Origin of the sequence: Pseudomonas sp. FSL R10-1339, from assembly GCF_009600545.1 — a bacterium.
In the GTDB taxonomy this organism is placed as follows: domain Bacteria; phylum Pseudomonadota; class Gammaproteobacteria; order Pseudomonadales; family Pseudomonadaceae; genus Aquipseudomonas; species Aquipseudomonas bubulae.
In genome coordinates, this window is the sequence record NZ_WIVQ01000005.1 from 1 (window position 1) to 19,565 (window position 19,565).

The window sequence follows — 19,565 nt, forward strand, 5'->3', positions numbered from 1 at the left end:
GATGTTTTCAAAGTTTCCTCTGTAACATCAACCACTTGCGCTTTCGATCTCTCGTTAGCGGGAGGCGAATTCTACAGCGTTACACGCTGCTGTCAACACCTCATTCCCTGCTTCGATGACTTGAAGCTGACACCGCCGAAAACCATCCAACTCATTGAAACTCAAGGAGTTTTCCGTTTCGACTGCGCCGGAAGTGGGGCGAATTATAGACAGTTACAATTCCGAGTCAAGGGTTAATTGAACAAACCTATCAATTAACCCTAAACCCCAGCATTACTCGGCTTTCAGGGTGATTCGCGCGAAAGCCTTCTTACCTGCCTGACACACATGGGTGGAACCCAATGCATATATATAGGTGCGATCAACCACTTCACCATCTATACGCACACCACCCGACCCCAGCAGGTCGCGCGCCACTGCAGAGTTCTTCACCAGGCCCGCTTTATTAAGGACAGCAGCAATAGGCATATCCTCAGTAGCAGTCAGTTCAACCTCCGGCAGATCATCAGGCAGCTCGCCATCCTTCATCCGGTTACCGGCGCCACGATGCGCATTGGCAGCAGCCTCCTCACCGTGGAAGCGGGCAACAATCTCTTCAGCCAGCTTGATCTTGATGTCTCGAGGATTGGCACCGGCTTCGACTTCAGCCTTGAATGCATTGATTTCGTCCATGGAACGAAAGCTCAGCAATTCAAAGTAACGCCACATCAGAGCATCAGGAATGGAAACCAGCTTGCTGTACATCACGCCTGGCGCTTCCTGGATACCGACATAGTTACCCAGGGACTTGGACATCTTCTTGACGCCATCCAGACCTTCGAGCAAAGGCATGGTCACAATACACTGAGCTTCCTGACCGTAGCCGCGCTGCAACTCACGACCCATCAGCAAGTTGAACTTCTGATCAGTACCGCCCAACTCAACGTCTGCCTTGAGCGCAACCGAGTCATAACCCTGCACAAGCGGATAAAGGAACTCGTGAATCGCGATAGGCTGATTGGTGGTGTAGCGCTTGTCGAAGTCATCGCGCTCAAGCATGCGAGCAACGGTGTATTGAGAGGTAAGCCGAATGAAGTCGGCAGGCCCCATTTGATCCATCCAGGTGGAGTTGAATGCCACCTCGGTTTTTGCCGGATCAAGGATCTTGAACACCTGAGTCTTGTAGGTCTCGGCGTTCTCGAGCACCTGCTCACGCGTCAGCGGTGGACGGGTTGCGCTTTTGCCACTTGGATCACCGATCATCCCGGTGAAATCACCAATCAGGAAGATCACCTGATGACCCAGTTCCTGGAACTGGCGCAGCTTATTAATAAGCACGGTATGACCCAAGTGCAGATCGGGCGCCGTAGGGTCGAAGCCGGCCTTGATTCGCAACGGCTGACCGCGCTTGAGTTTCTCGACTAATTCAGACTCGACCAGTACCTCTTCGGCACCCCGCTTGATTAGCGCTAGCTGCTCTTCTACCGACTTCATATCAGACCCGTAAGGCTCAAATTCAAAGGGAACCAACGATACAAGATCAGGGACTAATTACAAGTTCCGGCAGGCATACGGCCGACTATCCGCGCGCGAATGGTTCGCAGACTTGCTTCAAGGGCGATTTGGTTATATTTTATACAGTTATTTCATATTCATTGTGTCAGTCATCTTTTCCAATTCATCCTTATCTCAAAGTCAAAATCATCTATGACCAGTCAACCGCCTAAAGCGCCACCGCTTTATCCGAAGACCCACCTGCTTGCCGCAAGTGGTATCGCCGCCCTCTTAAGTCTGGCCTTGCTGGTCTTTCCCTCCAGCGAAGTAGAAGCCAAAAGAACGACCCTGAGTCTGGAGCTGGAAAGCCCGGCAGAACAACTGACACAAGATCAAGACGCTGCAGATCTCGTTCAAGCCACAAATGAAGCGAATCCATCGCCATTTGCCCAGATTGAACAGCAGGACAGCGCCTCAGTAGCGACCGCCAAAGTCGAGCCAGAAGTTGCCCCTGCCCCAAGCCACCGCGAAGTGATCGTCAGCAAGGGCGATACGCTTTCAACCCTGTTCCAGAAGGTCGGCCTGCCTGCGACCTCCGTGCATGAAGTACTGGCAAGCGACAAGCAAGCCAAGCAGTTCAGCCAGCTCAAGCACGGCCAGAAACTCGAATTTGAAATGAGCCCCGACGGTCAGCAACTGAACAAGCTGCACAGCCAGGTCAGCGACCTGGAGACCATCACCCTCAACAAAACCGCCAAAGGCTATACCTTTCGCCGCGTGACCACCCAGCCGACCATGCGTTCGGCGTATGCACACGGCGTGATCAGCAGCTCCCTGTCTGTTTCGGGTCAGCGCGCAGGCTTGCCACACAGCACCACGATGGATATGGCCAAAGTATTCGGTTACGACATCGACTTCGCCCAGGACATTCGCCCTGGCGACCAGTTTGAAGTGATCTATGAGCAGAAAGTGATCAACGGCAAAACCGTTGGCACCGGCAATATCCTCTCTGCACGCTTTACCAACCGCGGCAAAACCTTCACCGCAGTGCGCTATACCAATAAACAGGGGATCAGCAATTACTACACCGCTGATGGCAGCAGCATGCGCAAGGCATTCATCCGCACACCGGTGGACTTTGCCCGTATCAGCTCGCGCTTTTCCTCAGGCCGCAAGCACCCGATCCTGAACAAGATCCGCGCCCACAAAGGTGTGGATTACGCAGCGCCACGCGGTACTCCAATCAAGGCTACCGGTGACGGCAAAGTGCTTCTAGCCGGCCGTCGGGGAGGCTATGGCAACACCGTGATCATTCAACACGGCAACACCTACCGTACCCTTTACGGGCACATGCAAGGCTTCGCCAAGGGCGTGAAAACAGGCGGTTCGGTCAAGCAGGGCCAGGTGATTGGCTATATCGGCACTACCGGCCTTTCGACCGGCCCGCACTTGCACTACGAATTCCAGGTTAACGGCGTACACGTTGACCCGCTGGGCCAGAAACTGCCGATGGCCGACCCGATCGCCAAGGCCGAACGCACCCGCTTCCTGCAGCAGAGCCAGCCGTTGATGGCGCGCATGAACCAGGAAAAGGCCACTCTTCTGGCCTCGAGCAAGCGCTAAGCCATGGCCCTCTATATAGGCGTGATGTCCGGAACCAGCCTGGACGGTATGGACATTGCCCTTATAGAGCTGGAGGCAGGCATCAGGTTGCTCGCCACCCATTACACCCCCATGCCGAAGGCCTTGCGCAGCGAGTTGCTTGGCTTGTGCGCCAGCGGCGCAGATGAAGTGGCCCGCTGTGCAATTGCCGAAAACCACTGGGTCGAGCTGGCGGCTCAGGGCGTCAACACCCTTCTCGCACAGCAACAACTCTCCCCTGCTGATATCCGCGCAATCGGCAGTCATGGTCAGACCATTCGCCACGAGCCCGCCCGGGGCTTTACCGTGCAGATCGGCAATCCGGCACTGCTGGCCGAACTGACTGACATCTGCGTCGTCGGTGATTTCCGTCGTCGCGATGTGGCTGCCGGGGGCCAGGGCGCGCCCTTGGTTCCTGCGTTCCACGAGGCCTTGTTCACAGGTGAAGGCGGCAACCGCGCGGTACTGAACGTAGGCGGCTTCAGTAATCTGAGCCTGATAACCCCCGCCCTTCCCGTTGCAGGATTCGACTGCGGCCCCGGAAACGTCTTGCTGGATGCCTGGATACAGGAAAAACGTGGCGAACTCTATGACCGCAACGGCGACTGGGCAGCCAGCGGCAAGGTTGAACCGCTGCTGCTCAACGCCCTGCTCAGCGACCCGTTCTTCCAGACCCAGGGCCCAAAAAGCACAGGCCGTGAGGTATTCAACCTCGCATGGCTGAAGCAGCACCTGTTCAATCTGCCGACCTTTCCTGCCGAAGACGTTCAAGCAACCTTGCTGGAACTCACCGCACAGACCATCGTGCAGTCGCTGCAAACAGCCCAGCCACACACGGACGAGCTGCTGGTATGCGGTGGTGGCGCCCATAACGCAGCCTTGATGGCCCGCCTTGGCGATTTGCTTGCACCCGCTCGAGTGAGCAGCACCCAGGCCAAGGGGGTTGACCCTGACTGGGTTGAAGCCATGGCCTTTGCCTGGCTTGCCCACTGCTGCCTGGAAGGCATCCCCACCAACCGCCCCAGCGTTACCGGCGCACGCGGCCTTCGCGTGCTGGGCGCCATCTACCCCGCCTGACTCCTCCGCCAAACGCCAGACAGCAAAACGCCGCGAATCGACGCGGCGTTGAGTTTAAAGCCTGTTAATGCAATCAGATCGAGAACGACGAGCCGCAACCACAGGTGGTGGTGGCATTCGGGTTCTTGATTACAAAGCGCGAGCCTTCCAGACCTTCCTGATAATCCACCTCGGCACCCGCCAGGTACTGGAAGCTCATGGGATCGACCACCAGGCTAACGCCTTCGCGCTCAACCAGGGTGTCGTCATCGGCCACTTCTTCATCGAAGGTGAAGCCATACTGAAAACCGGAACAACCGCCGCCCGTAACGAATACGCGCAACTTCAAACGATCATTACCCTCTTCATCGACCAGGCTCTTCACCTTGTGCGCAGCACCTTCGGTGAATTGCAAAGCCATGGGGGTGAAGGATTCGACGCTCATGCTGACTATCTCCCGGCGTTATGCCGCCATAATGCGTGATGACGCGCATTATCCGCTTCTCCTAGAAAAGCGGTCAACTATTCATAAGTAGCAACGGCAAGCGAAGCACTGCCCGCTTGCCGTTTGAAGCCGCAAATCTACTCTGCAGTCAAGGCAACATCCCAGCATGGGACAAGCCCAGACGCTCATCCAGACCGAACATGATGTTCATGTTCTGCACGGCCTGGCCAGACGCGCCCTTGACCAGGTTGTCGATCACCGACAACACCACCACCAGGTCGCCATCCTGCGGACGATGCACCGCAATACGGCATACGTTGGCACCGCGAACGCTACGGGTTTCAGGGTGGCTGCCAGCCGGCATCACATCGACGAAAGGTTCGTTGGCATAGCGCTTCTCGTACAAGGCCTGCAGATCAACGGAGCGATCAACCACGGTTGCGTAGAGCGTGGAATGGATACCACGGATCATCGGCGTCAAATGCGGAACGAAGGTCAGCCCCACATCCTTGCCCGCTGCGCGGCGCAGACCCTGACGAATTTCTGGCAAATGACGATGACCTTTAACGGCATACGCCTTCATGCTTTCTGACGTTTCGGCATACAGCGCGCCCACACTGGCACCCCGACCGGCACCGCTCACACCTGACTTGCAGTCAGCAATCAACTGCGTCGTCTCTGCAAGACCGGCCTCCAATAGCGGCAGGAAACCCAACTGCGCCGAGGTCGGATAGCAACCTGGCACAGCGATCAAGCGGGCCTTTTTGATTTGCTCGCGGTTCACTTCCGGCAGGCCGTATACGGCTTCGTCCAGTAATTCTGGCGCACCGTGGGGCTGACCGTACCACTTGGCCCACTCTTCGGCATCCTGCAGACGGAAGTCAGCAGAGAGGTCGATAACTTTGGTGCCTGCGGCCAGCAGTTCACCCGCCAGGGCATGGGCTACGCCGTGAGGTGTAGCGAAGAACACCACATCGCACGCGCCCAGGGTTTGCGTGTCCGGCACGCTGAAGGCCAGGCCGTCATAGTGGCCGCGCAGGTTGGGATACATATCGGCAACCGGCAGGCCCGCCTCGGATCGAGAAGTGATGACTACCACTTCTGCCTGCGGATGCTGTGCCAGCAAACGCAGCAATTCGACCCCGGTGTAACCCGTGCCGCCGACAATACCGACCTTGACCATAACCTGCCCTCAACGAAACCACTGGAAAGCCTTTGATAATAGGGTCAGCGCGCCCCTGCGACAACCGCCAAGGTGACTCACAGACGCTCTACTACTACTATTTGATCTACCGTGAACCTGGGAATAACTAAAAATGCTTTATCTATGGCTAAAAGCCTTCCACATCATCAGCATTGTCTGCTGGTTTGCAGGCCTTTTTTACTTGCCCCGCCTCTTTGTTTACCACGCACAAAGCGAAGATTCCGTCAGCAAAGAACGCTTCAGCATCATGGAACGCAAGCTGTATCGCGGCATCATGGGGCCTGCAATGATTGCGACCCTGATCTTCGGCGGCTGGCTATTGTGGCTAAGCCCAGGCTTTCTCAGCCAAGGCTGGATGCACGCCAAGTTGACACTGGTGTTTCTGCTGATTGGTTATCACCATATGTGCGGCGCACAGGTAAAGCGTTTTGCCCGTGGTGAAAACAAACGCACTCACGTGTTCTACCGTTGGTTCAACGAAGTGCCGGTGGTGTTCTTGCTGGCTATCGTAATTCTGGTGGTGGTCAAACCGTTTTAAACTCACATCCTGACTAGCCGAGGTTATCCAATGTCGCTGCCCGCCCTGCTTGAACAACGCTTGCGCCTGCCGGTAGTTGCTGCGCCCATGTTTCTGATTTCCAACCCGCAACTGGTGCTGGCCTGCTGTCGCAACGGGGTAGTGGGCAGCTTCCCTGCACTCAACCAGCGTGAAAGCAGCGGGTTCAAGGCCTGGCTGGAAGAGATCGAAGCCGGGCTCGCCACATTGGATAACCCTGCGCCCTACGCCGTGAACCTGATCGTGCACAACAGCAACCCACGGCTACAGGCCGACCTGGCGATCTGCATCGAGCACAAGGTGCCCATCGTCATTACCAGCCTGGGCGCAGTCAAAGAGGTGGTGGATGCCGTCCACAGTTATGGCGGGCTGGTGTTCCACGATGTCACCACCCGTCGTCATGCCGAAAAAGCCGCAGAAGCCGGGGTCGACGGGCTGATTGCCGTCGCCGCCGGAGCCGGTGGCCATGCGGGCACCTGGAGCCCGTTTGCATTGCTGGCCGAAATTCGCCAGTTCTTCGACAAAACCGTATTGCTCTCGGGTTGCCTGAACCACGGCCACGAAATCCTGGCCGCGCAGATTATGGGCGCAGACCTTGCCTACCTCGGCACGCGCTTTATCGCTACACAAGAGAGCCAAGCGCCTGATGCCTACAAAGAGATGCTGCTGGCATCCCGCGCTGCCGATATCATCCACACCCCGGCAGTGTCAGGGGTACCCGCCAGCTTTATGCGCCAAAGCCTTGAAAATGCAGGTTTCGACCTTGCGGCACTCCAGGGCAAAAGCGAAGCCAGGCTCAAACCGCTGACCGATGAAGCCAAAGCATGGAAAACGGTCTGGTCTGCGGGCCAAGGCGTAGGAGAAATCCACGATCTACCCACCACCGATCAATTGATTGCACGCCTCGATGAGGAATACCGCAAGGCGCATAACCTCACTTCGACGCTGGCCCGACATTGGCCGCATCACTGACAGCACCAAGCCCGCCAATCCCGGCGGGCTTTTGTTAAACACATCCGGACAAGGAAGCCACCATGCCCGAGCTGAGCCTGGACAAAACCCCTCAAGAACACTACGCACCGCTTGACCCTTTGGGATTCAGCGGCCGGATCGGGCGTTTACGGCTACTGGCCTGGAGCATGATCATCAGCATCATCGCCATGATCACGTCACTGCTGGTGCTGCTTGCCGTCAAGGTTTCCCCCACGCTTGGCATTACCTGTGGTGCAACGCTCACATTGGCCTACTTCATCATCAGCCTGAGAATCAGCGCCCAGCGTTTACACGACATAAACTGGTCTGCCTGGATGCTGTTGCTGCATCTGGTGCCAGTGGCCAATCTGGTCCTGTCCCTCATGATGCTGCTGATGCCCGGCACGCCCGGCCCAAATAAATATGGCCCGCCGCCACCGCCCAACAGCCGGGCCGTCAACGTGCTGGCAGCAATCACGATCTTTTTGATTGGATTGGGCATTTGCGCAATGGTTGCCGTGCTGGCTTTGGGCCTGATGACTGCGGTGATCAACGCAGTGAACAGCAACAGCCTGTAGACTGCGTGCCTTAATGAACGCGTTAACGCCAGGGACATCATTGTCACCGGACTGTACCGTTGCAATGGAGAACAGCATGACCCGTTACGCTTTAATCACTGGCGCCACCAGCGGCATTGGCCTGGCCCTGGCTGAAGCCCTTGCCCGACGTGGGCGCAGCCTGATTTTGGTGGCCCGCCAACGGGATGCGCTGGAAACCATTGCCCTTGAGCTGACCCAGCGTTTCGGTATCGAGGTGTTGTTCCGCGCCTGTGATCTTGGCGAGCCCCTGCGCCTGTCCGGTTTTTTGCTCGAACTCGAAGAAGGCGATCGTCAGATCGACCTGCTGGTCAACTGCGCGGGCATAGGCACCTGCGGGCCGTTCCTGGCCCACGACTGGAGTGCCGAACAAGATCTGATCGAGCTCAATGTGCTGGCGCTCACCCGCTTGTGCCACGCCGTCGGCAATATGATGGCCGTCCAGGGCGGCGGGCAAATTCTCAATGTAGCTTCGATCGCCGCCTTCCAGCCCGGGCCCTGGCTCAGCACCTACTTTGCGAGCAAGGCCTATGTGCTGCATTTTTCCGAAGGTTTGCGCGAGGAAGTGAAAAAAACCGGCATCAAGGTTTCAGTCCTTTGCCCCGGCATCACCCGCACCCGCTTTTTTGATGCAGCCAACATGAATACCGACGCCATCAAGCAAAGTACCAGCGCCATGACCCCAGAAGAAGTTGCGCTCTACACTGTGCGCGCACTCGACAAAAACAGGGCGATCATCATTCCCGGGCGGCGCAATCGCTGGATAACTCGCTTGCCACGCCTGCTCTCACGCTGGATGACGCGAAAAATAGCCGCCTCAGTCAACAAATCCTACTGCCCTCGTTAACGAGGCTGGGCGTAACTGACTGCCCTGAGTACACTCAGACCGGACTTCACTCACGGAGACACAGCTTTGGATACTCTGTTCACCAAGATCATCAACCGCGAAATACCCGCCAAGATCATCTATGAAGACGATCAAGTGTTGGCTTTTCACGATATCGCCCCACAAGCACCGGTCCACTTTCTGGTTATCCCGAAAAAACCGATCCGCACGCTCAACGACCTGACCGAAGAAGACAAGCCGCTGGCAGGCCATATCCTGTTCACGGCACAGCGTCTGGCCAAAGAGCTGGGCTGCGAAGACGGCTTTCGCGTGGTGATGAACTGCAATGAAAAGGGCGGTCAGACCGTCTACCACATTCATATGCATGTTCTGGGTCAGCGCCAGATGAACTGGCCGCCGGGTTGATTGATCAATAACTAAGACGCGTGAGCCCGATGGCTCTCGCGTTCACCCGTGATCCAACGCAAACCCCGGCTGCGGGATTGGGGTAAACTGACCGCCGTGATTTTTTCCGGAGGTAAGCATGACTACCCAACGTCACTACTCGCCGATTGACCGTCTTCTGTTACAAGCCGATACCGCCTTGCGAACACTGCTGCCGTTCAGCGGTCAGCCGCATCGGCCGTCGCCTGCCATCGTCAAACCTGAACACCCTTTAGACCCACAGGCCAAGCGTCATGTTGCCGGTCTGATGCGTATCAACCATACCGGCGAAGTCTGTGCTCAAGCCTTGTATCAAGGCCAGGCGCTGACAGCCAAGCTTCCCCATGTGCGTGAGGCGATGGAACATGCCGCGGAAGAAGAAATCGATCATCTGGCCTGGTGTGAACAACGCATCCGTCAACTGGATAGCCACCCCAGCGTGCTGAACCCGTTATTTTACGGCATGTCCTTTGGGATAGGCGCCGCTGCCGGCTTGATTAGTGACAAGGTCAGCCTGGGGTTCGTGGCAGCGACTGAAGATCAGGTGTGCAAGCATCTGAACGAGCATCTTGAGCAACTGCCGCCTGAGGATGAAAAGTCCCGGGCAATTCTTGAGCAAATGCGTATCGACGAAGAACAGCACGCAGAGTCCGCGCTCAATGCCGGCGGTTTTCGCTTCCCTGCCCCAGTGAAGTTCGGCATGAGCCTGATGGCCAAGGTCATGACCAAAAGCACCTACCGGATCTGACAGCACAGTCTTTGTGCAAGCAGGCCAGTTTGCGATTCACGCGCCGCGGCCTTTCTGTCTAACCGTGGTCAGGCCATCGCGAGCAAGCCCGCTCCCACAGGGGTTCTGCGAAGCACAAAAAAAGGCGGCTACCGTGAGGTAGCCGCCTTTTTATGTGCCGAGAATTTACGCCATGTTGCGCGCGTAGAAAATCTCGAGCATTTCGTGTTTCACCCGTTCAGTGACCTGGGCGCGCTGTTCAACCGACAGATTGCTGGTGGCATCGCCGAACAGGTAGTTATCCAGTTCGAACTCCTTGAGCAGCATCTTGGTGTGGAACAGGTTTTCCTGGTACACATTTACGTCGGTCATCTGGTAACCGTCGCGGGTGTCTTCGGAGAGGTAGTTCTGGATCGAATTGATCTCGTGATCGATAAAGTGCTTTTTGCCTTCCACGTCACGGGTGAAACCCCGTACACGGTAATCGACAGTCACGATATCCGAATCAAACTGATGGATCAGATAGTTGAGAGCTTTAAGCGGTGAAATAACGCCGCACGTCGACACGTCAATATCCACACGGAATGTTGCAATCCCATCAACCGGATGAATTTCCGGGTAGGTATGCACCGTGATATGGCTTTTGTCGAGGTGAGCCAGGATGGTCTCGGGCAGCGGGCCTGGGGACTCTTCGATCTGGCTTTCGGTAGGTATTACCGGCTGCTCGGAGATCAGAATAGTCACGCTGGCGCCTTGGGGGTCGTAATCCTGACGGGCAATGTTCAGGATGTTGGCACCAATGATATCAACCACATCTGTAAGGATCTGCGTCAGGCGCTCTGCGTCGTACTCTTGATTGATGTACTCAACATATGCCTGCTGGTCTTGCGGGGTTTCCGCATAACAGATGTCATAGATGTTGAAGCTCAAGGTCTTTGTCAGGTTATTGAACCCGTGGAGCTTGAGTTTGCTTTTCACCGTTATAAAACTCTCTATGTCGATGCGGCTCGGCCGCGTGATCCAGCATGCCCGTCAAGTGCGTGGGACGCACCTGCGTAGGACGGTTAACACCTCTTCGCGATGGCGATTTTGGTTATCTGTTCGGACATGCGGCCGGGAATCAACCCCGCCACTACCCTGAAAAAAGTGGCGCATTATGCAGACGTCAGCGACTGATCGCCAGAGTCTGCATCGCTTTTATGAAAATTGAATGTCCGCTCAGGCCAGTTCAATAATTTCATAGTCATGGCTGATGGCAACACCCGCAGCGCCGAGCATGATCGAAGCCGAACAATACTTCTCGGCCGACAGCTCGATGGCGCGCTTGACCTGGGCTTCTTTCAAACCACGACCCTTGACCACAAAGTGCAGGTGTATTTTGGTGAACACCTTTGGATCTTCGGTGGCGCGCTCAGCCTCCAGAAACGCTTCACAGCTCTCAACCGCCTGACGCGACTTCTTGAGAATGCTGACCACGTCAAAGTTGCTGCAGCCGCCGAGGCCCAACAGCAGCATTTCCATCGGACGCACGCCCAGGTTGCGACCGCCACTCTCAGGCGGGCCATCCATTACAACAACGTGGCCACTACCGGATTCGCCCAAAAACATGGCTTCGCCAGCCCATTGAATGCGTGCCTTCATCGCCCAGACTCCACTGTTTTAAAAGGGGCGCCAGCTTAGCACAGGGCCAGAAACTCATAACTCGCCGCACTGAAGCGTTTCTCCGATAAGCCACTCTGAAAATTCTACTAACCACACAGAACCTGTCTGGTAAGCTGGCGCCAAATAGCCGGCGCCAGCCAGCTAGCACTCTATATAAAAATAGATCTGACCCTTACTGTGCCAGCTTTTCGGGAAACAACCATGGTTGCTCTTACTCCCATACCCAAGATCAAAAACCTCGACAAGTTTTTGACTTTTTGCCAGCGCAAACGCTACCCAGCCAAGAGCAATATCATCTGCGCTGGCGAATCTTCACACACCCTGTTTTTCATCATCAAAGGCTCGGTAACGGTTTTGATTGAAGACGAGGAAGGTCGTGAAATGATCATTGCCTACCTCAATAGCGGCGACTTTATCGGCGAGCTGTGTCTGTTTGAACAGGCAGGCCAGGAGCAGACGCGCAGTGCATGGGTTCGAGCCAAGACCGAGTGCGAAGTTGCTGAAATCAGCTACCCAAAATTCCGAGAGTACACCCAGCAAGAACCAGAAATTCTTTACGCGATGAGTGGCCAAATCGCACAGCGCCTGCGCAACACCACACGCAAGGTCGGTGATCTTGCGTTCTTTGATGTCACCGGAAGAGTGGCTCGCTGCCTGCTGGAACTGTGCAAGCAACCGGACGCCATGACCCATCCCGATGGCATGCAAATCAAGATCACTCGGCAGGAAATCGGCAGGATTGTCGGCTGTTCGCGAGAGATGGTAGGACGCGTACTCAAAAGCTTGGAAGAACAGAACCTGGTAAGCGTCAAAGGCAAGACCATGGTGGTGTTCGGTACGCGCTAAACCTTGAGCAAGGGCGCCAGGAGCTGTTGATAACTGGCACTCAGGCGCTCAAAGAAATCCGGAGCGGCAAAGGCCTCGTGCAGCGCAACATGGCTGTCGGCCATGCAATATTGCTCCAGATCGCATAACCGATTGAATCGATTGACTGCAGCCACCATCGACTCACGTTCGTTATCCACCAGCAAGGCACCGTGCACAAGACCGACAGGGCGCTGCCCGCCTTTGCTCTGGCGCCAGCGCTGGGCGGTGCCTACCAGTTTTCGGGCATTGAGATTGACGTTGAAGCGACCATCACAAAACGCGCCTTCAACCTCCCCCAAAGACGCCTCCCCACCCAATTGCGTCAACAAATCACAGATGGGCTCGCACAAACGGCGATAAGCCGTTTCGATACGCCCATGATCGCCTTCACTGGGTAAAGGTGCGTAAACCAGGGCAATATTGACGGTCGATGCCGATTGCGGAACGGGTTCGCCACCGGTTTCACGCAGCAGGATTGGCCAGCCACTGGCAGCCAGTTCGACACTGGCCTGCTCAAAACCGGGCAGGCGACTCAAGCGCCGTGGCATGACCAGCGCCCGGTCGGTGGGCTGCCAGAACAGCACACCCGCCTCGCACTCACCGGCACACACAGATGCCAGTAAATCCTGTTCGGCCTTGAGGCCGGCTTCGACGGTGAGTTGCTGAATGGGTGTCATGGGATTCCTTATCAGACACTGAGCCCTTGTGGGAGGATTGGGTCAATCCAGGGTCGAGCCCGTCACTGCAGTAGCACGCTCAGGGAAGAACAAGCGCTGCAGTTCATTGCCCGGGTTTTCGGCACGCATAAAGGCTTCGCCCACCAGGAACGAATACACTTCGCTGATTTCCATCAACTCCACATCCGCCCGGTTGAGAATGCCGCTTTCGGTAATCACCAAACGGTCACGGGGAACGCGCGGCAACAGGTCCAGCGTGGTTTCCAGGCTGACTTCAAAGGTGTGCAGGTTGCGGTTGTTGATACCCACCAGCGGTGTGTCGAGGGTTTTAAGCGCACGTTCAAGCTCATCGCCATCATGCACTTCCACCAGCACATCCAGCCCGACGCTTTTGGCAACAGCCGCCAGCTCGGCCATTTTTACGTCGTCCAGGGCAGAGACGATCAACAGCACACAGTCGGCGCCCAACGCCCGGGCTTCGACGATCTGGTAAGGGTCGATCATGAAGTCCTTGCGGATAACCGGCAAAGTACTCGCGGCACGTGCCTGCTGCAGGTACGCATCGGCACCCTGGAAGTAGTCGATATCGGTCAGCACTGACAGGCAGGTAGCGCCACCTGCCTGATAGCTTTTAGCAATCTCGGCAGGCACGAAGTGCTCGCGAATCACACCCTTGCTCGGCGATGCCTTTTTGATTTCAGCAATCACCGCGGGCTGTTTTTTCCTGGCTTGCGCCAGCAAGGCACTGGCGAAACCACGAACAGGATCAGCCTGAGCGGCCAAACGCTCAAGTTCAGCCAGGCTTACCCGCGCACTGCGCTCGGCAACCTCCTGAACTTTACGCGCCAGAATATTTTCCAGAACGGTTGGCACACTCATGCTTCATTCTCCTGCTTGAAAATCGCGGTAAAGGCGCCGAGCTCTTCGAGCTTTTCCCGGGCCAGCCCGGTATGCAGCGCGTCGTGGGCCAATTCCACACCTTCTTTGAGTGTGTAGGCAAGGTCCGCGGCGTACAGAGCAGCACCTGCATTGAGTACAATCATTTCAGCCGCTTTCTGGCCTGCTTCGGTTTTGCGCCGCCCCAAGGCATCACGGATCAGCTCCAGCGATTGCTCCGGGCTGTCGACCACCAGGCCAAACAGGCTTTGGCTCTTGATGCCAAGGTCTTCAGGCTGAACCCAATACTCCTTGATTTCACCTTTATGCAATTCCGCTACAAAGGTCGGTGCTGCCAGGCTGAACTCATCCAGGCCATCCTGCGAGTGCACCACCAGCACGTGCTTGCTGCCCAGACGTTGCAACACTTCAGCCAGGGGCCGGCACAGCGCCTGGTTGAACACGCCGACCACTTGATGCAATACACCAGCCGGATTCGTAAGCGGGCCAAGCATATTGAACAGGGTACGCAGGCCAAGATCGCGACGAGGGATGGCCGCATGCTTCATGGCGCCATGATGGCATTGTGCGAACATAAAACCGATGCCCACGCTATCAATGCAGCGGGCAACTTGAACCGGGGTCAGGTTCAGGTACACACCGGCCGCTTCCAGCAGGTCGGCACTGCCGCTTTTACCGGACACCGCGCGGTTGCCATGCTTGGCCACCGTGCAGCCAGCGGCCGAAATCACCAACGCTGAAGCGGTGGACACGTTGAAAATATTCGCGCCGTCGCCGCCGGTACCAACGATATCGACCACGCCGTCCAGGGTCTTGAGTTCAACCTTGTCTGCCAGCTCGCGCATCACGGTCACGGCACCGACGATTTCGTCGATGCTTTCGCTCTTCATGCGCATGCCCATCATGAACGCGCCAATCTGCGCCTCGGTGCATTGACCGGTCATGATGTCGCGCATCACATCACGCATTTCATCGGTGGTCAGGTCGAGGTGACCGACGATACGGTTCAGGGCTGTCTTGATATCCATTTGAAGTCCTTAGCGCGTGCCGCCGGTTTGTTTAAGAAAGTTGGCAAACAGTTCATGACCCTGTTCGGTCAGGATCGACTCAGGGTGAAACTGCACCCCTTCGATGTTCAGCGTCTTGTGGCGCAGGCCCATGATCTCGTCGACCGAGCCATCTTCAAGCTGGGTCCAGGCCGTCAGCTCCAGGCAATCCGGCAGGGTGTCGCGCTTGACCACCAACGAGTGGTAACGGGTCACGGTCAGCGGATTGTTCAGACCCTGGAACACTCCGGTATCGAGGTGATAAACCGGACTGGTCTTGCCGTGCATCACCTGGCGCGCGCGTACCACATCGCCGCCAAAGGCCTGGCCGATGGACTGATGGCCCAGGCACACGCCCAGGATCGGTAGTTTGCCCGCAAAGTGCTTGATGGCTTCAAGAGAGATGCCCGCCTCATTCGGCGTGCATGGACCGGGCGAGACCACAATGCGCTCGGGCTGGAGCGCTTCGATCTGGGCCACGGTCAACTCATCGTTGCGCACCACCTTGACCTCGGCACCCAACTCGCCGAGGTACTGCACAACGTTGTAAGTAAAAGAGTCGTAATTATCGATCATCAGCAACATGTTGCTAAACCTCTGAATTCACTGACATTCAAAACTGTTTTCAGAATGCATTACCCGCAGTTTCGATTGCTGGATTGAACACACCAACCGAGGGGTAGCCATTCAGGAAAACGCAGGGGGCAGGTCCGGCGAGGCCGGCAGAGAAATATTAGGCGCGCCAACGCCAACGGCCATGGGCCTTGAGAACTCGCATAAAGAGTTTGCTGATGATCAACACAGGAAGGGTCTCATTTCTACGTCATGGCACAGTAACGTAGCCTTGCAACAGGTGCAACACGGGGCAGCACATACGGGGAAAAACACCTGCTAAGTACTTTGTGAATTTGTTTTTCATGAAACATTTAATACAGATTGTCTTGCTAAGGTCTGTAACCCAAATAATAAAAACAGGTCGTCACATGCGCAGGTTTTCCCTACTTATCCCCCTGGCGGGATGTATCTTGTCCGTCGTCAGTGAACGAGCAGTTGCAGCACCCTCCCCGTACTCCACCATGATTGTGTTCGGCGACAGCCTGAGCGACTCGGGGCATTATCCAGGGGTAGGCAGTGGCATGCGTTTCACCAATCTCACCGGACCGACGTACAAGGAATATCGGGGTGAGGAATATGCTGGCGTTGCGCCCACTCGGCTGGGCATAAAACTGGGTATCGCACCCGCAGATCTGCGCCCGTCCACATCGCCGGGTAACTTTCTCACCGGGGAACCCGACGGCAACAACTGGGCGGTGGGCGGCTATCGCACAGACCAGATACTCAATTCCATCAAGACCGAGTCAAAGGTCGCCTTCCCGGATGACTGGGCCTTCGTAGGCGGCTACGTCCTGCGCAGCAAGCCTGGTTACCTTGTGCAGAACAGCTTCACAGCTGACCCCAAGGCGTTGTATTTCATTTCAGGTGGCGGCAATGACTTTCTCCAAGGCAAGGTCACCAACCCCGCCGAAGCAGGCCAAGCCGCACAAAGGCTGGCGGCAAGCGCCCACACCCTGCAACAGGCAGGGGCACGCTACATCATGGTCTGGCTGCTGCCCGATCTTGGCCTCACGCCAGCCGTTTACGGTACACCCACACAGGCTGGCACCAGCGCCCTGAGCGCTCTGTTCAATCATGAGCTAACCCAGCAACTGGCGCAGATTGACGCCGAGGTGATCCCCCTCAATATCCCGCTGCTGCTGCGTGAAGCCATCGCAGACCCCACCCGTTATGGCCTGGCACTGGGGCAGGACCTTGTCGCGACCTGTTTCAACGGCGAAGAGTGTACGGAAAACCCGCAGTACGGCCTCAACAGCGCAACCCCCAACCCGGCCAAACTGCTGTTCAACGACTCGGTACACCCCACCGAGACAGGACAACAGCTGATTGCCGACTATGCCTACTCATTGCTGGCCGCCCCATGGGAGCTGACCTTGTTACCCGTCATGGCCCAAGGCTCGCTAAACGCCCATCAAGACCAACTGCGTCACCAATGGGCTGGCGATAACGGCCATTGGCAAGCCGTTGGCCAATGGAGACCCCTGCTCGCCGGTGGCGGGCAACGCCTGGAAATCGACAAGCAGGCCACGTCCGTGAGTGCCGATGGCAAAGGCTACAACCTGAGCATCGGCACCAGCTACAGGCTGGATGAAACCTGGCGATTTGGCGTTGCAGGCGGGTTTTACCGGCAACGCCTGGAGACCGGAGCCAATGAATCGGACTACAAGCTCAACAGCTATATGGGCAGCGTGTTTGCCCAATACCAGCACAATCACTGGTGGGGTGATGCCGCACTGACTTTGGGCAGGTTGGATTACGACAGCCTAAAGCGTAAATTCGCGCTTGGTGTGGGTGAAGGCATGGAGCAAGGCCAGGCCGACGGACATCTGCGGGCATTAAGTACACGCCTGGGGTATGAAATCGCACAGGCTGCAGACCTGTGGCAGCTGTCGCCTTTTATCAGCGCCGACTACTCGCGGGTGGAAGTTAACCGCTATGAAGAAAAGGGCCGACGTTCGACTGCATTGAACTACGAAGAGCAGACACTGGTTTCAAAGCGCCTGGGCGCGGGTTTGCTCGCCAGTTACCAGGCCACCCCACAGACTCTGCTGTTCGGCGAAGCCGCCCATGAGCATGAGTTCCAGAGCGATACCCAGCGCCTGAATACCGCGCTCAACAGCCTGCCCAACAATCGCTTCAAACTCGAAGGCTATACGCCGCCAAGCAACCTCGGGCGTATCAGCCTGGGGGCTAGCCACAGGCTGACCGCCGACCTCAGGCTGCAGGCGACTTATAACGTAAGGAAAAGTGATGGCGTGACGCAACAGGGCGCCAATATCGGGCTAAGTCTGAATTACTAAAGCCTGTGGAAGGGAGCGGGCACGCTCGCTCCCACAAGCCGGTTGCAGGTTTTTAATCCCGCGGGGTGTGCTCGGCCAGGGCCACGGCACGGAACATTGCTCGGCGCTTGTTCAGCGTTTCTTCCCATTCCAGGGCCGGGACCGAGTCAGCAACAATGCCGCCACCGGCCTGCACATGCAGCTCTCCGTCCTTGATCACTGCAGTACGGATCGCAATCGCTGTATCCATATTGCCGTTCCAGGCGAAGTACCCCACAGCCCCGCCATACACACCGCGCTTGACCGGTTCCAGTTCGTCGATGATTTCCATCGCACGAATTTTCGGTGCGCCAGACAACGTACCCGCCGGCAGAATCGCCCGCAGTGCATCCATCGCCGTCAGCCCGCTTTTAAGCTGGCCGGTGACGTTGGACACAATGTGCATGACGTTGGAATAACGCTCGATCACCATTTTCTCGGTGAGCTTGACCGAACCGACTTCAGATACACGACCCGTGTCATTACGGCCCAGGTCGATCAGCATCAGGTGCTCGGCGATTTCCTTGTCATCACTGAGCAGGTCTTCTTCAAGCGCCAGATCAGCCTCTTCGGTTGCGCCACGCGGACGCGTGCCGGCAATCGGGCGTACGGTAATCAGATTGTCTTCAACCCGTACCAGCACTTCCGGCGAGCTGCCCACAACATGGAAGTCGCCAAAGTTGAAGAAGTACATATACGGCGTAGGGTTGAAGCAGCGCAGAGCGCGATACAGGTCGATGGGCGCAGCCTTGAAGTCGATGGACATTCGCTGCGAGGGCACTACCTGCATGCAATCGCCCGCAAGGATGTAGTCCTTGATGGTATCGACGGCTTTCTCGTAATCGCCCTGGGTGAAGCTGGAGCGAAACACCGGGTCAGCCGACTGCTGCGCTGTAAAGTCCAGGCCGCGACGCGGGGTGATCGGTTGACGCAGTTGTTCAAGCAGCGCCTCAAGCCGGGCCTGGCCTTCTTCATAAGCCTCAGGCTGAGCCGGGTCGACCAGCACAATCGCGTGCATCTTGCCCGCCAGGTTGTCGAACACCACCACGGCGTCCGATACCATCAGCAAAATATCCGGCACACCCAGAGGATCGGGGTTCGGGCACTTGCCCAGGCGTTTCTCCACATAACGTACGCAGTCATAGCCGAAATAGCCCACCAGGCCACCGTTGAAACGCGGTAAGCCGGCGATGGTCGGCACGTTGTAACGGGCCTTGAACTGCTCGACGAAGGTCAGTGGATCCTCAACCTCACAGGCTTCGATCTCGACACCGTCATGGGTCACGCTGACCTGATGATCATGCACACGCAACACAGTGCGGCATGGCAAGCCAATAATCGAATAACGCCCCCACTTCTCGCCGCCCTGCACCGACTCCAGCAAATAGGAGTTGGGCTGATCGGCCAGCTTCAGGTAGATCGACAACGGCGTGTCGAAGTCAGCCAGGGTTTCGCGTGCAAGGGGGATACGGTTATAGCCGGCAGCGGCCAAACGCAGGAATTCTTCGCGGATCATGAGGTGCCTCGTGGTCTGAGGGTAAAA

At 56.7% G+C, this 19,565-nt stretch carries 20 protein-coding genes; 10 read left to right on the forward strand and 10 right to left on the reverse strand.

Annotation, left to right across the window (positions count from 1 at the left end; all coding sequences use genetic code 11):
- Positions 1-273 precede the first annotated feature (273 nt).
- Complete coding sequence (gene tyrS, locus GHO03_RS03105) at positions 274-1,473, reverse strand: tyrosine--tRNA ligase (protein ID WP_094999963.1); 1,200 nt, start codon at positions 1,471-1,473, stop codon at positions 274-276.
- A gap of 213 nt (positions 1,474-1,686) precedes the next feature.
- Between tyrS and GHO03_RS03110 the strand changes: the two genes are divergently transcribed.
- Positions 1,687-3,096, forward strand: coding sequence for a peptidoglycan DD-metalloendopeptidase family protein (locus tag GHO03_RS03110; RefSeq protein WP_153399124.1), 1,410 nt, complete (start codon positions 1,687-1,689; stop codon positions 3,094-3,096).
- 3 nt (positions 3,097-3,099) lie between these two features.
- Positions 3,100-4,191 (forward strand): anhydro-N-acetylmuramic acid kinase, encoded by a 1,092-nt coding sequence (locus GHO03_RS03115; RefSeq protein ID WP_095019510.1) that lies wholly within the window; start codon positions 3,100-3,102, stop codon positions 4,189-4,191.
- Positions 4,192-4,264: 73 nt separating this feature from the next.
- Here the strand turns inward: GHO03_RS03115 and erpA are convergent, their stop codons facing one another.
- A complete protein-coding gene (erpA, locus tag GHO03_RS03120) occupies positions 4,265-4,615 on the reverse strand; it encodes an iron-sulfur cluster insertion protein ErpA (RefSeq protein ID WP_016782396.1) in 351 nt (116 codons plus the stop codon).
- A 148-nt stretch (positions 4,616-4,763) separates the two neighbouring features.
- Entirely contained in the window at positions 4,764-5,798 is a 1,035-nt protein-coding gene (argC, locus tag GHO03_RS03125) for an N-acetyl-gamma-glutamyl-phosphate reductase (protein WP_095020428.1), read from the reverse strand.
- Positions 5,799-5,931: 133 nt separating this feature from the next.
- Between argC and hemJ the strand changes: the two genes are divergently transcribed.
- The 6 genes from hemJ to coq7 all read left to right on the forward strand — a co-directional run bounded on the left by hemJ (position 5,932) and on the right by coq7 (position 9,961).
- Positions 5,932-6,357, forward strand: a complete 426-nt coding sequence (gene hemJ, locus GHO03_RS03130) for a protoporphyrinogen oxidase HemJ (protein WP_088378834.1) — start codon at positions 5,932-5,934, stop codon at positions 6,355-6,357.
- Between the two features lie 30 nt (positions 6,358-6,387).
- A complete protein-coding gene (locus GHO03_RS03135; protein ID WP_094999958.1) occupies positions 6,388-7,347 on the forward strand; it encodes a nitronate monooxygenase family protein in 960 nt (319 codons plus the stop codon).
- A 62-nt stretch (positions 7,348-7,409) separates the two neighbouring features.
- Positions 7,410-7,925 (forward strand): DUF805 domain-containing protein, encoded by a 516-nt coding sequence (locus GHO03_RS03140; protein WP_094999957.1) that lies wholly within the window; start codon positions 7,410-7,412, stop codon positions 7,923-7,925.
- Between the two features lie 76 nt (positions 7,926-8,001).
- Positions 8,002-8,790, forward strand: a complete 789-nt coding sequence (locus tag GHO03_RS03145; RefSeq protein WP_095019508.1) for an SDR family oxidoreductase — start codon at positions 8,002-8,004, stop codon at positions 8,788-8,790.
- A 66-nt stretch (positions 8,791-8,856) separates the two neighbouring features.
- Positions 8,857-9,195: a histidine triad nucleotide-binding protein gene (locus GHO03_RS03150; protein ID WP_094999955.1), complete on the forward strand. Its 339-nt coding sequence runs from the start codon at positions 8,857-8,859 to the stop codon at positions 9,193-9,195.
- Between the two features lie 118 nt (positions 9,196-9,313).
- The gene (coq7, locus tag GHO03_RS03155; protein WP_094999954.1) at positions 9,314-9,961 is read left to right on the forward strand and encodes a 2-polyprenyl-3-methyl-6-methoxy-1,4-benzoquinone monooxygenase; all 648 of its coding nucleotides are present in this window, start codon (positions 9,314-9,316) and stop codon (positions 9,959-9,961) included.
- 165 nt (positions 9,962-10,126) lie between these two features.
- Here coq7 and speD read toward each other — a convergent pair whose 3' ends face one another.
- Together speD and GHO03_RS03165 are read right to left on the reverse strand one after the other, a co-directional pair.
- Positions 10,127-10,918: an adenosylmethionine decarboxylase gene (gene speD / locus GHO03_RS03160; protein WP_016782404.1), complete on the reverse strand. Its 792-nt coding sequence runs from the start codon at positions 10,916-10,918 to the stop codon at positions 10,127-10,129.
- 240 nt (positions 10,919-11,158) lie between these two features.
- A complete protein-coding gene (locus GHO03_RS03165) occupies positions 11,159-11,581 on the reverse strand; it encodes an OsmC family protein (RefSeq protein WP_016782405.1) in 423 nt (140 codons plus the stop codon).
- 222 nt (positions 11,582-11,803) lie between these two features.
- Here GHO03_RS03165 and crp point away from each other — a divergent pair, with 222 nt between their 5' ends.
- The gene (gene crp, locus GHO03_RS03170; RefSeq protein WP_153399127.1) at positions 11,804-12,448 is read left to right on the forward strand and encodes a cAMP-activated global transcriptional regulator CRP; all 645 of its coding nucleotides are present in this window, start codon (positions 11,804-11,806) and stop codon (positions 12,446-12,448) included.
- Here the strand turns inward: crp and GHO03_RS03175 are convergent.
- The 4 genes from GHO03_RS03175 to GHO03_RS03190 are packed head-to-tail and all read right to left on the reverse strand — an operon-like array spanning position 12,445 to position 15,674.
- Entirely contained in the window at positions 12,445-13,146 is a 702-nt protein-coding gene (locus GHO03_RS03175; RefSeq protein ID WP_153380141.1) for a lipoate--protein ligase family protein, read from the reverse strand. The two genes, crp and GHO03_RS03175, sit on opposite strands and share 4 nt — an antisense overlap.
- 42 nt (positions 13,147-13,188) lie before the next feature.
- The gene (gene trpC, locus GHO03_RS03180; protein ID WP_094999951.1) at positions 13,189-14,025 is read right to left on the reverse strand and encodes an indole-3-glycerol phosphate synthase TrpC; all 837 of its coding nucleotides are present in this window, start codon (positions 14,023-14,025) and stop codon (positions 13,189-13,191) included.
- Complete coding sequence (gene trpD, locus GHO03_RS03185) at positions 14,022-15,071, reverse strand: anthranilate phosphoribosyltransferase (RefSeq protein WP_094999950.1); 1,050 nt, start codon at positions 15,069-15,071, stop codon at positions 14,022-14,024. The genes trpC and trpD overlap by 4 nt, the downstream gene beginning before the upstream one ends.
- A 9-nt stretch (positions 15,072-15,080) precedes the next feature.
- Positions 15,081-15,674, reverse strand: a complete 594-nt coding sequence (locus GHO03_RS03190; RefSeq protein ID WP_094999949.1) for an aminodeoxychorismate/anthranilate synthase component II — start codon at positions 15,672-15,674, stop codon at positions 15,081-15,083.
- 398 nt (positions 15,675-16,072) lie between these two features.
- Between GHO03_RS03190 and estP the strand changes: the two genes are divergently transcribed.
- Entirely contained in the window at positions 16,073-18,004 is a 1,932-nt protein-coding gene (estP, locus tag GHO03_RS03195; RefSeq protein WP_153399130.1) for an esterase EstP, read from the forward strand.
- A gap of 52 nt (positions 18,005-18,056) precedes the next feature.
- Here estP and trpE read toward each other — a convergent pair whose 3' ends face one another.
- Positions 18,057-19,538 carry an anthranilate synthase component I gene (gene trpE, locus GHO03_RS03200; protein WP_095019503.1) on the reverse strand — a complete coding sequence of 494 codons (1,482 nt, stop codon included), beginning with the start codon at positions 19,536-19,538 and terminating at the stop codon, positions 18,057-18,059.
- Positions 19,539-19,565: the final 27 nt, after the last annotated feature.